The organism is Salmonella enterica subsp. diarizonae, from assembly GCF_008692785.1.
GTDB classification, from domain to species: domain Bacteria; phylum Pseudomonadota; class Gammaproteobacteria; order Enterobacterales; family Enterobacteriaceae; genus Salmonella; species Salmonella diarizonae.
Window position 1 is genome coordinate 478,156 of the sequence record NZ_VXJV01000001.1, and the last position, 14,505, is coordinate 492,660.

The 14,505-nt window shown below is 53.6% G+C and carries 19 protein-coding genes; 14 read left to right on the forward strand and 5 right to left on the reverse strand.

The window, feature by feature from the left end; translation table 11 throughout:
- Positions 1-81 precede the first annotated feature (81 nt).
- Positions 82-231, reverse strand: coding sequence for a hypothetical protein (locus tag F4V72_RS24585; protein ID WP_001751809.1), 150 nt, complete (start codon positions 229-231; stop codon positions 82-84).
- A 98-nt stretch (positions 232-329) separates the two neighbouring features.
- Between F4V72_RS24585 and F4V72_RS24030 the strand changes: the two genes are divergently transcribed.
- Positions 330-497: a hypothetical protein gene (locus tag F4V72_RS24030; RefSeq protein WP_063390815.1), complete on the forward strand. Its 168-nt coding sequence runs from the start codon at positions 330-332 to the stop codon at positions 495-497.
- A 148-nt stretch (positions 498-645) separates the two neighbouring features.
- On the forward strand, positions 646-1,800 hold the full coding sequence (metK, locus tag F4V72_RS02325) for a methionine adenosyltransferase (RefSeq protein ID WP_001062140.1): 1,155 nt from the start codon (positions 646-648) through the stop codon (positions 1,798-1,800).
- 27 nt (positions 1,801-1,827) lie between these two features.
- Here the strand turns inward: metK and F4V72_RS24035 are convergent, their stop codons facing one another.
- Positions 1,828-1,995, reverse strand: coding sequence for a hypothetical protein (locus F4V72_RS24035; protein ID WP_154707535.1), 168 nt, complete (start codon positions 1,993-1,995; stop codon positions 1,828-1,830).
- A 297-nt stretch (positions 1,996-2,292) separates the two neighbouring features.
- Here F4V72_RS24035 and galP point away from each other — a divergent pair, with 297 nt between their 5' ends.
- The 7 genes from galP (at position 2,293) to ruvX (ending at position 8,034) form a co-directional block, all read left to right on the forward strand.
- Positions 2,293-3,687, forward strand: coding sequence for a galactose/proton symporter (galP, locus tag F4V72_RS02330; RefSeq protein ID WP_023247114.1), 1,395 nt, complete (start codon positions 2,293-2,295; stop codon positions 3,685-3,687).
- Positions 3,688-3,765: 78 nt separating this feature from the next.
- Positions 3,766-4,263: a SprT family zinc-dependent metalloprotease gene (locus F4V72_RS02335; protein WP_053508144.1), complete on the forward strand. Its 498-nt coding sequence runs from the start codon at positions 3,766-3,768 to the stop codon at positions 4,261-4,263.
- A gap of 94 nt (positions 4,264-4,357) precedes the next feature.
- On the forward strand, positions 4,358-5,065 hold the full coding sequence (gene endA, locus F4V72_RS02340; RefSeq protein ID WP_023247112.1) for a deoxyribonuclease I: 708 nt from the start codon (positions 4,358-4,360) through the stop codon (positions 5,063-5,065).
- Positions 5,066-5,140: 75 nt separating this feature from the next.
- Positions 5,141-5,872, forward strand: a complete 732-nt coding sequence (gene rsmE / locus F4V72_RS02345; RefSeq protein WP_023247111.1) for a 16S rRNA (uracil(1498)-N(3))-methyltransferase — start codon at positions 5,141-5,143, stop codon at positions 5,870-5,872.
- A gap of 19 nt (positions 5,873-5,891) precedes the next feature.
- Positions 5,892-6,839, forward strand: a complete 948-nt coding sequence (gene gshB / locus F4V72_RS02350) for a glutathione synthase (RefSeq protein ID WP_053508145.1) — start codon at positions 5,892-5,894, stop codon at positions 6,837-6,839.
- Positions 6,840-7,054: 215 nt separating this feature from the next.
- Positions 7,055-7,618 (forward strand): YqgE/AlgH family protein, encoded by a 564-nt coding sequence (locus tag F4V72_RS02355; RefSeq protein WP_053508147.1) that lies wholly within the window; start codon positions 7,055-7,057, stop codon positions 7,616-7,618.
- Entirely contained in the window at positions 7,618-8,034 is a 417-nt protein-coding gene (ruvX, locus tag F4V72_RS02360; protein ID WP_136058005.1) for a Holliday junction resolvase RuvX, read from the forward strand. Before F4V72_RS02355 ends, ruvX begins: the two co-directional genes overlap by 1 nt.
- 47 nt (positions 8,035-8,081) lie before the next feature.
- On the opposite strand, the gene F4V72_RS02365 is transcribed toward ruvX, so the two are convergent.
- Together F4V72_RS02365 and F4V72_RS02370 are read right to left on the reverse strand one after the other, a co-directional pair.
- A complete protein-coding gene (locus tag F4V72_RS02365) occupies positions 8,082-8,768 on the reverse strand; it encodes an IclR family transcriptional regulator (RefSeq protein WP_023247107.1) in 687 nt (228 codons plus the stop codon).
- Positions 8,769-8,899: 131 nt separating this feature from the next.
- The gene (locus F4V72_RS02370) at positions 8,900-9,880 is read right to left on the reverse strand and encodes a type IV pilus twitching motility protein PilT (protein ID WP_023247106.1); all 981 of its coding nucleotides are present in this window, start codon (positions 9,878-9,880) and stop codon (positions 8,900-8,902) included.
- A 17-nt stretch (positions 9,881-9,897) separates the two neighbouring features.
- Here F4V72_RS02370 and F4V72_RS02375 point away from each other — a divergent pair, with 17 nt between their 5' ends.
- The 5 genes from F4V72_RS02375 to hemW are packed head-to-tail and all read left to right on the forward strand — an operon-like array spanning position 9,898 to position 13,204.
- On the forward strand, positions 9,898-10,602 hold the full coding sequence (locus F4V72_RS02375; RefSeq protein ID WP_023247105.1) for a YggS family pyridoxal phosphate-dependent enzyme: 705 nt from the start codon (positions 9,898-9,900) through the stop codon (positions 10,600-10,602).
- 18 nt (positions 10,603-10,620) lie between these two features.
- Positions 10,621-11,187 carry a YggT family protein gene (locus tag F4V72_RS02380; protein WP_001094848.1) on the forward strand — a complete coding sequence of 189 codons (567 nt, stop codon included), beginning with the start codon at positions 10,621-10,623 and terminating at the stop codon, positions 11,185-11,187.
- Complete coding sequence (yggU, locus tag F4V72_RS02385; protein WP_023247104.1) at positions 11,184-11,474, forward strand: DUF167 family protein YggU; 291 nt, start codon at positions 11,184-11,186, stop codon at positions 11,472-11,474. Before F4V72_RS02380 ends, yggU begins: the two co-directional genes overlap by 4 nt.
- 7 nt (positions 11,475-11,481) lie before the next feature.
- Positions 11,482-12,075, forward strand: a complete 594-nt coding sequence (locus tag F4V72_RS02390) for an XTP/dITP diphosphatase (protein WP_001174766.1) — start codon at positions 11,482-11,484, stop codon at positions 12,073-12,075.
- Positions 12,068-13,204 (forward strand): radical SAM family heme chaperone HemW, encoded by a 1,137-nt coding sequence (gene hemW, locus F4V72_RS02395; RefSeq protein ID WP_079836910.1) that lies wholly within the window; start codon positions 12,068-12,070, stop codon positions 13,202-13,204. The genes F4V72_RS02390 and hemW overlap by 8 nt, the downstream gene beginning before the upstream one ends.
- A gap of 115 nt (positions 13,205-13,319) precedes the next feature.
- Here the strand turns inward: hemW and ansB are convergent, their stop codons facing one another.
- Entirely contained in the window at positions 13,320-14,366 is a 1,047-nt protein-coding gene (gene ansB / locus F4V72_RS02400; RefSeq protein ID WP_063390817.1) for an L-asparaginase 2, read from the reverse strand.
- Positions 14,367-14,505: the final 139 nt, after the last annotated feature.

Sequence of the window (14,505 nt, forward strand, 5' to 3'; positions counted from 1 at the left end):
TGTAAAACACGTAACCGAACTCACAGATAACGGTTCGGCGAAACCACGAGAAAACTCTTGCGTTAACAAGAGCGCCCTTGTTCAGTCTTCAGCGCCATTGCCGGCTCTGGAGTCCTGAGAAGCGCCGAGATGGGTATAACATCGGCAGGTATGCAAAGCAGAGATGCAGATTGCGGGGGACATGCGCGCACCAGAACGATGCGACAGATTCAGCAGAATACAACGGTTCATTATCTCGTATCACCTCCACGGCCGCCTCGTAAGACGAACCCACAAGCCAAAGCAACGTTTTAACCCGGCTGGAAGTGGCGACACGAAGAAAACGTCGTGTGCTTTTGTATGAGCCGCGCGTCGCGTTTTATACCCAGAACGCAGAAAAAAAGCAAAGCATAAATGCGCATAATGTCAGCATCGTCAGAAACGTTTACCGCCTGATTTTGACCGACGATGCGACGGCCTTCAAAAAAAGCTGGAAATTGGGCGAAGAAGTGACCTAAAATAGCCGTCCAGATGTTAATCCATCCATACTGATTAACACTCAGACTGCCAGTGTCAGTGACCTTCAGACTCATGGTAGAAGCTTCTACCCTGACTATTCCGCACAACAGTTTGAGCTAACTAAATTCTCCTTAGGTGAAATTAAATATGGCAAAACACCTTTTTACGTCTGAGTCCGTATCAGAAGGGCATCCTGACAAAATCGCTGACCAAATCTCTGATGCCGTGTTAGACGCCATCCTGCAACAGGATCCGAAAGCACGCGTCGCCTGTGAAACCTACGTCAAAACCGGCATGGTTTTAGTTGGCGGAGAGATCACCACCAGCGCCTGGGTCGATATCGAAGAGATCACCCGTAATACGGTGCGCGAAATTGGCTATGTGCATTCCGACATGGGCTTTGACGCCAACTCTTGCGCGGTACTGAGCGCAATTGGCAAACAGTCTCCGGATATCAACCAGGGCGTTGACCGCGCAGACCCATTGGAACAAGGCGCGGGCGACCAGGGCCTGATGTTTGGCTACGCGACGAATGAAACCGACGTACTGATGCCTGCGCCAATCACCTACGCGCACCGTCTGGTACAGCGTCAGGCTGAAGTGCGTAAAAATGGCACTCTGCCATGGCTACGTCCGGATGCAAAAAGCCAGGTCACTTTCCAGTATGACGATGGCAAAATCGTCGGTATCGACGCCGTGGTTCTCTCTACGCAGCACGCAGAAGATATCGACCAGAAATCGCTGCAAGAAGCGGTGATGGAAGAGATCATCAAACCCATTCTGCCGTCTGAATGGTTAAATACGTCTACTAAGTTCTTTATCAACCCAACCGGTCGTTTTGTTATCGGCGGCCCAATGGGCGACTGCGGCCTGACCGGTCGTAAGATCATCGTTGATACCTACGGCGGTATGGCGCGTCACGGCGGCGGCGCCTTCTCCGGTAAAGATCCGTCGAAAGTTGACCGTTCTGCAGCTTACGCTGCGCGTTATGTCGCGAAAAACATCGTGGCGGCAGGTCTGGCGGATCGCTGTGAAATTCAGGTCTCCTACGCTATCGGCGTAGCGGAGCCGACGTCCATCATGGTGGAAACGTTCGGAACCGAAAAAGTGCCTGCTGAACAGTTGATTCTGCTGGTGCGCGAATTCTTCGATCTGCGCCCGTACGGTTTGATTCAGATGCTGGATCTGCTGCACCCGATCTACAAAGAAACCGCGGCTTACGGCCACTTCGGTCGCGAAAACTTCCCGTGGGAGAAAACCGACAAAGCGCAACTGCTGCGCGATGCTGCCGGTCTGAAATAATCGCCCGCACCTGACGGTGTTTTTCAGTCAGGTAAACCATGCCGTGCTTATAAAGGCCAGCGCCATGCTGGCCTTTATCATTGCTGATAAACGCAGCGCTATCAGATGCTCCAGAGTGTATTTACACTGACCTTTTTGTGATGCACAGCACAATCCGCTCTCCCCTTTCGTTTCTTCGACTACACTTTTCATCATTCCGTTTCAGCAACAATGAAAGCGATTACATTCATTTTCATTAAGAACTGACAATGCCACTATCGGTGTGCTTATCCTGAGATGAAAATGTTACATTGTTTTTCAGCCTTGTCTGAATACCAGGCGATTGATATGGTTATAAGATTATTAAAACTATTATTTTTCAGATAATTAAATAATCACAGTGATAAATAGTGGTGTAAACGATTACACCATTGTGATTGCCCTCACATATTTTTACGGCGTACTCACCTACTCTTAACATCGATAAAATTGCTAACCCAATCGGAGGGCATAATGCCTGACAATAAAAAACAAGGGCGTTCCAACAAGGCCATGACATTTTTTGTCTGCTTTCTTGCAGCCCTGGCAGGATTACTTTTTGGCCTGGATATCGGCGTTATCGCCGGTGCTTTACCCTTCATTACCGACGAGTTCCAGATTACCGCACACACTCAGGAATGGGTGGTCAGCTCCATGATGTTTGGCGCGGCCGTCGGCGCTGTCGGCAGCGGCTGGCTCTCCTTTAGGCTGGGTCGTAAAAAAAGCCTGATGATCGGCGCTATCCTGTTCGTTGCCGGTTCACTGTTCTCCGCTGCGGCGCCTAACGTTGAAGTCCTGATTATTTCTCGCGTGCTGCTGGGTCTGGCCGTTGGCGTCGCTTCCTACACTGCGCCGTTGTACCTGTCTGAGATCGCGCCGGAGAAAATTCGCGGCAGTATGATCTCAATGTACCAACTCATGATCACCATCGGGATTCTGGGCGCTTATCTGTCCGATACCGCGTTCAGCTACAGCGGCGCATGGCGCTGGATGCTCGGCGTGATCATCATCCCGGCCATTCTGCTGTTGATCGGCGTCTTCTTCCTGCCGGACAGCCCGCGCTGGTTTGCGGCGAAACGCCGCTTCCATGATGCTGAACGCGTCCTGTTGCGCCTGCGTGATACCAGTGCGGAAGCAAAACGTGAGCTCGATGAAATTCGCGAAAGTTTGCAGGTTAAACAGAGCGGTTGGGCGCTGTTCAAAGAAAACAGTAACTTCCGCCGCGCCGTATTTCTTGGTGTTCTGTTGCAGGTAATGCAGCAGTTTACCGGGATGAACGTCATCATGTATTACGCGCCAAAAATCTTCGAACTGGCGGGATACACCAACACAACGGAGCAGATGTGGGGCACCGTTATCGTTGGTCTGACTAACGTCCTGGCAACCTTTATCGCTATCGGTCTGGTTGACCGCTGGGGTCGCAAGCCTACTCTGACGCTGGGCTTCCTGGTCATGGCGATTGGTATGGGGATTCTGGGTACGATGATGCACATCGGCATCCATTCGCCGTCTGCGCAATACTTCGCTATCGCTATGCTGCTGATGTTCATCATTGGATTTGCGATGAGCGCCGGTCCGCTGATTTGGGTACTGTGCTCCGAAATCCAGCCGCTGAAAGGCCGTGATTTCGGCATCACCTGCTCCACCGCGACCAACTGGATCGCCAATATGATCGTCGGCGCAACTTTCCTGACCATGCTGAACAATCTGGGTAACGCCAACACCTTCTGGGTCTACGCAGGCCTGAACGTACTGTTTATCCTGCTGACCCTGTGGCTGGTGCCGGAAACCAAACACGTTTCGCTGGAACACATTGAACGTAACCTGATGAAAGGTCGTAAACTGCGCGAAATCGGCGCCCACGACTAACTTCCACACACTTCCTCCCGCCACGGGAGGAAGTGTTTTTCTTGCAGTCCCTCTCTCCTCGCACTATTCTCTGCCGCTATGAAAACCCCTCGTCTCCCTATCGCTATTCAGCAGGCCGTGATGCGTCGTCTGCGGGAAAATCTCGCCCAGGCTAACCTCAAGCTCGATAGACATTATCCGGAGCCGAAACTGGTGTATACGCAACGCGGCACCTCGGCGGGTACCGCCTGGCTGGAGAGCTACGAAATCCGCCTCAATCCGGTGTTGCTGATAGAAAACGCTGACACCTTTATCGCAGAGGTCGTGCCGCATGAACTGGCGCATCTGCTGGTGTGGAAGCACTTCGGACGCAAGGCCCCGCATGGCAAGGAGTGGAAGTGGATGATGGAAAGCGTGCTGGGCGTTCCGGCCAGACGCACTCATCAATTTGAACTGCAATCCGTACGGCGCACTACCTTTCCTTACCATTGCCAATGCCAGCAACATCAACTTACCGTCCGCCGCCATAACCGCGTGGTACGCGGCGAAGCGGTTTATCGTTGCATTCGCTGCGGCGAACCGCTGGTCGCCGGGTAGTTTCCGAAACGTTTGGGAACTTTCCCGAGCGAACTGATTGCATACAGGTACAACTTTCGTTACGTTGCGGGCTCGTTTTGCTATGGAGTGTGCGATGTACCGTAATTTTTCTTTTGCCGCTGTGTTGCTGGCAGCGGCGTTTTCAGGCCATGCACTGGCCGACGGCATTACCAGTTTCTCTCAGGCCAAAGCGGCGAGCGTCAAAGTTAATGCCGACGCGCCCGGCAGCTTTTACTGCGGGTGCCAAATCCGCTGGCAGGGTAAAAAAGGCGTCGTAGACCTGGCGTCCTGCGGCTATAAGGTGCGTAAAAACGAGAATCGCGCCAGACGAATTGAGTGGGAGCACGTTGTCCCCGCCTGGCAATTCGGCCATCAGCGCCAGTGCTGGCAGGATGGCGGGCGAAAAAACTGCGCTAAAGACCCGGTCTATCGCAAAATAGAAAGCGATATGCATAACCTGCAACCCGCGATTGGCGAAGTGAACGGCGATCGCGGCAACTTTATGTATAGCCAGTGGAACGGCGGCGAAGGCCAGTACGGGCAGTGCACCATGAAAGTGGATTTTAAAGCAAAAATCGCCGAGCCGCCCGCCCGCACCCGCGGCGCAATCGCCCGCACCTATTTTTATATGCGCGACCAATACCAACTGAAACTTTCCCGTCAACAAACGCAGCTTTTTAACGTCTGGGATAAGCAGTACCCCGTTACCGCCTGGGAGTGCGAACGCGATGCGCGTATCGCGAAGGTGCAGGGCAATCATAATCCCTATGTGCAACGCGCTTGCCAGGCGCAAAAGAGCTAACCTACACTAGCGGGATTCTTGTTAACCCATGCCCTGGATATCCAAACGCCGGGGCCATGACGCGGATTTTTTATTATGCGTATTCCCCGCATTTATCACCCAGAATTGTTAACGTCCGGTACGCAAATTTCGTTATGCGAAGATGCGGCCAACCATATTGGTCGTGTACTGCGCATGGGGCCGGGACAAGCTTTACACTTGTTTGACGGCAGCAATCAGGTCTTCGATGCTGAAATCATTAGCGCCAGTAAGAAAAGCGTTGAAGTGCAAGTGATGAAAGGCGAAATCGACGATCGTGAATCGCCGCTGCATATCCATCTGGGCCAGGTGATGTCGCGCGGTGAAAAAATGGAATTTACTATCCAGAAATCGATCGAACTGGGTGTAAGCCTCATTACGCCACTGTTCTCTGAGCGCTGCGGCGTTAAACTGGACAGTGAACGTCTGAACAAAAAGCGCCAGCAGTGGCAAAAGATCGCCATCGCCGCCTGCGAACAATGCGGGCGTAATCGGGTGCCGGAAATTCGCCCGCCGATGGCGCTGGAAACCTGGTGCGCCGAGCAAGATTCTGGGCTGAAGCTCAATCTTCATCCGCGCGCCCATGCCAGCATCAACACCCTGCCGCTGCCGGTTGAACGTGTCCGACTGCTGATCGGCCCGGAAGGCGGGCTGTCGGCGGACGAAATCGCGATGACCGCGCGCTATCAGTTTACTGATATTCTGTTAGGACCTCGCGTTCTGCGTACTGAGACAACTGCGCTCACCGCCATTACCGCGCTACAGGTGCGTTTTGGCGACTTAGGATGAAGCGTTAACGGAGAAAATAATGATCAAGCTCGGCATCGTGATGGACCCCATCGCAAACATCAACATCAAGAAAGACACCAGTTTCGCTATGCTGCTGGAAGCCCAACGTCGTGGTTATGAACTTCATTATATGGAGATGGCCGACCTGTATCTGATTAACGGCGAAGCGCGCGCCCGCACGCGAATGTTGAGCGTGGAGCAAAACTACGATAAATGGTATGAATTGAATGACGAGCAGGACCTGCCGCTGGCCGATCTGGACGTCATTTTGATGCGCAAAGATCCGCCGTTTGATACCGAGTTTATTTACGCGACCTATATTCTGGAACGCGCCGAAGAGAAAGGCACGCTGATCGTCAACAAACCGCAGAGCCTGCGCGACTGTAATGAAAAACTGTATACCGCCTGGTTTTCCGATCTGACGCCGGAAACTCTGGTAACGCGCAATAAAGCGCAGCTCAAAGCATTTTGGGAAAAGCACGGCGATATCATTATGAAACCGCTGGACGGTATGGGCGGCGCGTCCATTTTCCGCGTTAAGGAAGGCGATCCTAACATGGGCGTTATTGCCGAAACGCTGACCGAGCTGGGCAACCGCTACTGTATGGCGCAAAACTATCTGCCCGCGATCAAAGAGGGCGATAAGCGCGTACTGGTCATCGACGGCGAGCCGGTGCCTTACTGCCTGGCGCGTATTCCGCAGGGCGGCGAAACCCGCGGAAACCTGGCGGCTGGCGGTCGCGGCGAACCCCGTCCGTTGAGCGAAAGCGACTGGGAAATCGCCCGCCGCGTTGGGCCGACGCTTAAAGCCAAAGGGCTTATTTTCGTCGGTCTGGATATTATCGGCGACCGCTTAACGGAAATTAACGTGACCAGCCCAACCTGCGTGCGTGAAATTGAAGCGGAATACCCGATCTCTATCACCGGGATGTTGATGGACGCCATTGAAGCGCGCCTGGCGAAGTAAAACGATTATTGCCCGGTGGCGTGCGCTTACCGGGCCTGCGCAATCACGCAGCCCAGATCGGATAAGGCGCGTCAGCGTAGCCATCCGGCAATCTATTGCCCAATAAGGCGCAGCCGCCCTTCGGCAAAAGACGGCTTATATGAGTGACAACCGTCCGCTTTCCCCACATACTGAACGCTGTCGCTTTTTTGAACCAGGAAACAGAACCTCTGACAATGAATTTACAGCATCACTTTCTTATTGCCATGCCTGCGCTCCAGGACCCGATTTTCCGCCGTTCCGTGGTGTATGTTTGCGAGCACAACCAGGACGGCGCTATGGGGATTATTGTTAATAAGCCTTTGGAAAACCTGAAAATTGAAGGGATTCTGGAAAAACTGAAAATTACGCCGGAACCGCGCGATCCGGCGATGCGCCTTGATAAAGCCGTGATGCTGGGTGGCCCGCTGGCGGAAGATCGTGGGTTTATTCTGCATACTCCGCCGTCACGTTTCGCATCCAGTATTCGTATCTCAGACAATACCGTGATTACCACCTCCCGCGATGTGCTGGAAACGTTAGGTACGCAACAGCAGCCTTCCGATGTGCTGGTCGCGCTGGGCTACGCCTCCTGGGATAAAGGCCAGCTTGAGCAGGAACTGCTTGATAACGCCTGGCTTACCGCGCCTGCCGATCTCAATATTTTATTCAAAACCCCCATTGCCGAGCGCTGGCGCGAAGCGGCGAAACTTATTGGCATTGATATTCTGACCATGCCTGGCGTTGCGGGGCATGCCTGATGAGCGGCACCTTACTGGCCTTTGACTTCGGCACAAAAAGTATCGGCGTTGCAATAGGACAACGCATTACCGGCACCGCCCGTCCGCTTCCGGCACTCAAAGCACAGGATGGCACGCCTGACTGGACGCTCATTGAACGTTTGCTGAAAGAGTGGCAGCCGGGCGAAATTATTGTCGGACTACCGCTCAATATGGATGGCACTGAACAACTGCTGACGGCGCGAGCACGTAAATTCGCCAACCGTATTCATGGGCGTTTCGGGGTAACTGTCACGCTTCACGATGAACGACTCAGCACCGTTGAAGCGCGCTCCGGTCTGTTTGAACAAGGTGGGTATCGCGCCCTGAACAAGGGCAAAGTGGACTCGGCGTCCGCCGTGATTATCCTCGAAAGCTATTTTGAACAGGGGTATTAAAGCCGTTTTTGTCAGCAGGCCGGATAATGCGGCCACGGTTGCCGGGCCTACTGGGCAATAAGCTGGTTTAATGCCTTAAGCGTCTGTAAACGCGCCGCCGCCTCCGCCTCATCAATCCGCCACATTCCCGCAAAGGCCAGCGCTGCGGCGTGTCTGCCCAGCGGTTGCGCCATAGAAACTTCACCGTCAGCGTGATGCCACAGCACGTATCCCCGCTGGCGCTGCTGTGCCACATGCGGCGCCAGATTACGCCACTGCTCCGGAGTAAAGCGCTGCATTAGCGCCTCATCGCTTTCCGCCGCCAGTAACGCCATCCCTGGTACCGACTGCCAGGCCGGATACATGCGAAACCCCGCCAGCGCCTGACTTACCTGCGAACCCGGCGTAGAGTGATAAATATAGATAATCTGGTCTTCCCATAGCACGCCTAACGCTACCACGATGTCTTTGGGCGCATGTCGCTCAAGGATGGGGAACGCATGAGAAAACAGCGCTGAACCGCGAATCGCCTGCGCCGCCAAAGCGTGAATACCTGGCCCGGGTACATAGCGTCGGTGCTCATCCTGCATCGTGAGTCCAATAGAAGCCATCGTCATTAACAGGCGATTAACGCGCGTGGTATTAATATCCATCAAGCGGGCAAGTTCGCGACATCCGATAGCACGGTCGCTGGAGACCAGATATTGCAGACAGCGAATGCCATCTATCAGGCTTTGATTCGGTTGTGATGACATCGTTAAATGGCTTCGCTGTGGTCTTAACAAAGCTGCGATTTTAACGCCGGTTCGCCAGGATACAAGCCTGCACGCCGTTCTATCCACCGCGCCAGCCAACACTTTACAAAACCAGTACGCAACCATGCTCGCTACAGCCGTCCCTGCGCCTGACGCCATTGCGCGCTCTGGGCGAACGTCATCATCCCCTGCTGCTGCCCGGTTTGTATCACGTGGGCCAACTGATGGAGTTTACCTTCTCGGATCAAATTCCCTGTGGCTGGCGTATTAATCAGTAATTCAAACAACGCCACGCGCCCATCCTGCCTGTCAGGCTCCAGTTTTTGCGATAGTACGGCGCGCAGGCTGCCCGCCAGTTGGCCACGTACCGGTTCTTTTTCCTGCGCCGGAAAACTATCCACCAATCTTTCCACCGCCTGCGCCGCGCCGCGAGTATGCAGGGTTGCCAGTACCAGATGTCCCGTTTCCGCCGCTGTCAGCGCCAGGCGAATGGTTTCGCTGTCACGCAACTCTCCCAGCAAAATGACATCGGGATCTTCACGCAACGCCGCGCGCAGCCCGGCGGCGAAAGTGGCGCAATGCTGGTTGATCTCCCGCTGCTGTATCAGGCAACGCTTGCTGGCGTAACGGTACTCAATAGGATCTTCCAGCGTCAGAATATGTTTATCGGCATGTTGATTAAGATACCCCACCATCGCCGCCAGCGTGGTGGATTTCCCGCTGCCAGTGGCGCCAGTGACCAGAATCAGTCCGTTCTCACTGGCAAGCAGTGCTGGTACTATCGGCGGCGTCTGGATTTCCGCCAGATCAGGACAACGCTCGGGCAAGAGCCGTAGCGCCAGCGACGTTCCCTGTTGATGTGTGAACGCACTGGCGCGCAGGCGCCGCGTACCGGCCAGCGAAACGGCGAAATCAAGCTGGCCGTGCGTTCGCCACTGATATTGTTGCGCGTCATTAAGCCAATCAAGCAGAAGCCTGTCGACATCAGGCGCAGTAAAAGGCGCGATCTCCATCCGTCCTTGTTTGCGCCATCGCGCAGGCCAGGCGTTACACAGGTGTAGATCCGAGACGTTATGCTTTACACTAAGCGTCACAATTTCTTCCATATTCATATAAACATCCTCGGAAAATGAACGATATCGCGCATAACCTGGCACACATCCGGGACAAAATCTCCGCCGCAGCGACGCGTTGCGGCCGCTCTTCAGAAGAAGTTACGTTGCTTGCAGTGAGTAAAACCAAACCTGCGAGCGACATCGCAGAAGCCATTGCCGCCGGACAACGGGCATTTGGTGAAAATTATGTACAAGAGGGGGTGGAAAAAATCCGCCACTTTCAGGAAGCGAAAGTGGAAGGCCTGCACTGGCACTTTATTGGCCCTTTACAGTCCAACAAGAGTCGTCTGGTGGCCGAGCATTTCGACTGGTGTCATACCATCGATCGCTTGCGTATCGCCTCGCGTCTGAGCGAACAGCGTCCGGATAATCTGCCGCCGCTAAATGTTCTGATCCAGATTAATATCAGCGATGAAAACAGCAAGTCAGGCATTCCGCTGGCGGAACTGGATGAGCTGGCCGCTGCGGTGGCTGCATTGCCGCGTCTGCGGCTTCGCGGACTGATGGCGATCCCGGCGCCAGAGTCAGATTATGTAAGGCAGTTTGAAGTCGCACGTCAAATGGCTGTAGCATTTGCCGGGCTGAAAGCGCGCTACTCTGACGTTGATACCTTATCTCTGGGTATGAGCGACGATATGGAGGCCGCGATTGCGGCAGGTAGCACAATGGTGCGCATCGGCACCGCTATCTTTGGTGCTCGTGATTACACAAAAAATTAAGGAAAACTGAGGAACGCCATGAATACGTTGACCTTCCTGCTCTCAACGGTAATTGAACTGTATACCATGGTGCTATTATTGCGCGTGTGGATGCAGTGGGCCCGCTGTGACTTTTACAACCCTTTCTCCCAGTTCGTGGTGAAAATTACGCAGCCCATTATCGGACCGCTGCGCCGTATTATCCCGCCAATGGGGCCGATTGACAGCGCTTCCCTACTGGTGGCGTTTATTCTTAGCGTTATTAAGGCGATAGTGCTGTTTAAGGTGATTACGTTTCAGGCGATTATCTGGATCGCCGCGGTGCTTATCTTACTTAAAACAATCGGCCTGCTGATCTTCTGGGTTCTGCTGGTCATGGCCATCATGAGCTGGGTGAGCCAGGGTCGTAGCCCGATTGAATATGTATTGATTCAGCTTGCCGAGCCGCTGCTCAGCCCGATTCGCCGTATACTGCCTGCGATGGGCGGCATCGACTTCTCGCCGATGGTTCTGGTGCTGCTGCTGTATGTCGTTAATATGGGGATCGCTGAAGTCTTACAAGCGACAGGCAACATGTTGCTGCCGGGGTTGTGGATGGCGTTATGAGTGCTGTGACTCGCTACGAAGACGGTCTGGTGTTACGGCTTTATATTCAGCCGAAAGCCAGCCGCGACAGTATAGTGGGCTTACATGGCGACGAGGTGAAAGTCGCCATTACCGCCCCGCCGGTTGACGGTCAGGCAAACAGCCATCTGGTCAAGTTTCTCGGCAAACAGTTCCGCGTGGCGAAAAGTCAGATCGTCATCGAAAAAGGCGAGCTGGGCCGTCACAAACAGGTAAAAATTATTCACCCGCAACAGATCCCGCCGGAAATTGCGGCGTTAACTGAGTAGGTATTCCATGCAAAAAGTTGTTCTCGCGACCGGCAACGCCGGTAAAGTGCGTGAGCTCGCGTCGCTGTTAAGCGATTTTGGGCTTGATGTGGTAGCGCAAACGGAACTGGGCGTCGACTCCGCGGAAGAAACCGGCCTGACGTTTATTGAAAACGCGATTCTCAAAGCGCGTCATGCCGCTAAAATGACCGGTCTGCCCGCCATTGCCGATGACTCCGGTCTGGCCGTTGACGTTTTAGGCGGCGCGCCAGGTATCTATTCCGCGCGCTATTCTGGCGAAGACGCGACAGATCAGCAAAACCTGGAAAAACTGCTGCATACTCTACGGGATGTTCCGGACGACAAACGCCAGGCGCGATTCCATTGTGTGCTGGTTTATCTGCGTCATGCGGAAGATCCCACACCGATAGTCTGTCACGGTAGCTGGCCTGGCGTTATTACTCGCCAGGCGGCCGGAAATGGTGGATTTGGCTATGATCCCATTTTCTTCGTACCGTCTGAAGGCAAAACCGCCGCAGAGCTAACCCGTGAAGAAAAAAGCGCGATTTCCCATCGTGGACAAGCGCTCAAGCTGCTGCTGGATGCGTTACGCAATGGCTAAACTACCGCCGCTCAGTCTTTATATTCATATTCCCTGGTGCGTACAAAAATGTCCGTATTGCGACTTCAATTCCCATGCGTTGAAGGGCGAGGTGCCGCATGACGACTACGTCCAGCATGTGTTAAGCGATCTGGATGCCGACGTCGCCTGGGCGCAAGGACGTGAAATAAAGACCATTTTTATTGGCGGCGGTACGCCAAGCCTGCTTTCCGGGCAGGCGATGCAAACGCTGTTGGACGGCGTGCGTGCGCGCCTGAATCTGGCGGCGGATGCGGAAATTACCATGGAAGCGAACCCTGGCACGGTCGAAGCCGACCGCTTCGTCGACTATCAGCGCGCCGGCGTAAACCGGATCTCCATTGGCGTGCAGAGCTTTAGTGAACCTAAGCTGAAACGTCTTGGCCGTATTCACGGCCCACAAGAGGCGATGCGGGCAGCAATACTGGCAAATGGGCTTGGGCTACGCAGCTTTAACCTGGACTTGATGCATGGATTGCCGGATCAAACGCTGGAAGAGGCGCTGAACGATTTGCGACAAGCGATTGCGCTTAATCCGCCGCATCTCTCATGGTATCAATTGACGATTGAACCCAACACCCTGTTCGGTTCGCGTCCGCCGGTTCTACCGGACGATGACGCTCTGTGGGATATCTTTGACCAGGGCCACCAATTATTAACCGCCGCTGGCTATCAGCAATACGAAACGTCGGCCTATGCCAAACCCGGTTATCAGTGCCAGCATAATCTGAACTACTGGCGCTTTGGCGACTATCTGGGTATTGGCTGCGGCGCCCACGGTAAAGTCACCTTCCCGGACGGCAGGATCTTGCGCACTACCAAAACTCGTCACCCACGCGGTTATATGCAGGGACGTTACCTGGAAAGCCAGCGTAACGTTAGTGATGACGATAAACCCTTTGAGTTCTTTATGAACCGTTTTCGGTTGCTGGAACGCGCGCCTCGCGCCGAGTTTGTCGACTATACCGGGCTTAGCGAAGATATAATTCGTCAACAGATGGATGAGGCTATCACACAAGGTTATCTGACCGAGAGTGAAGATAGCTGGCAGATCACCCGGCACGGTAAGCTATTTTTAAATTCGCTGCTGGAGCTGTTTTTAGCGGAATGATGCCGTAAATGCGCAGGCCGGATAGGACCTTGCGCCCCATCCGGCAAACTACCGGATGGCGCTACGCTTATCAGACCTACAAAATTAGAGTGATAAGCGTAGCCGCCTTTAACGATTAGTACTGATTAAACATCGTTTGGATCTGTTTCGGATCTTTGGTCTGGGTTAACGCCAGTTGCAGTAAAACACGTGCTTTTTGCGGGTTCAGCGTGCCGGAGGCGACAAAGCCGTATTTTGCATCATCTACTTCCGCATCCTGCGTGGTTGCGCCAGTCGGCACACGTGAGGAACGCACCACTATCGTACCGTTATGCGCGGCGGTCGCCAGGGTATCAAAGACCGTTTTATACAGGTTGCCATTACCCACGCCTGCACTCACGATCCCGTCGTAACCTGCATCTACCAACGCTTTTGCTGGCAGATCGGACGCATTCGCATAGTTATAAATGATACCAACTTTCGGCAGCGCGGTCAGCCTGGACACGTCGAATGGGGTGGAGGTGGTATGTTTACGCTCTGGCGTACGCTGGTAGTCAATTTTACCGTTGTGAATATAACCCAGCGGGCCGTAGTTAACCGCTTTAAACGTCGCCACGTCAGTCGTATTGGTCTTAGTGACGTCGCGTCCGTCCATGACGGTATCGTTCATTACCACCAGCACGCCGCGGTTGGCGGACTGTTTATCAGCCGCTGTTACTACCGCATTATAGAGGTTAAACGGACCATCTGCGCTCATTGACGTGGAGGGCCGCATCGCGCCGACCAGTACCACGGGTTTATTGCATTTAACGGTCAGATCGAGGAAATAAGCGGTCTCCTCCATCGTATCAGTGCCGTGGGTGATCACGAAACCGTCGGTACTGTCGCACTCAGTATTGATTTTTTTCGCCAGCGTGAGCCAGACCTCATCGTTCATATCCTGCGAGCCAATGTTAACGACCTGCTCGCCTTTCACTACCGCAATGTCCTTCAGTTGAGGAACGGCATCCACCAGATTTTCGACGCCGACTTTACCTGCCGTATAATTTGATTTTGTTGCTGAATCACCGCCGCCAGCAATCGTTCCGCCGGTCGCTAAGATGGTGATATTCGGTAAAGCGAACGCCGCGCCGCTGAAACCCATTACCAGAGCAGCTAATGCCGTTTTCCTGAAAAACTCCATGTTATATCTCCAGTTATGTCAATTGGTCGCATTATCCCAATATTGCAGACGAATAATGTGACGACATACGATTAACTAGCGATATATATCTGACAGAGAGGATTTTTTAGAGATGGATAACAAAATACAGGAAAAAACA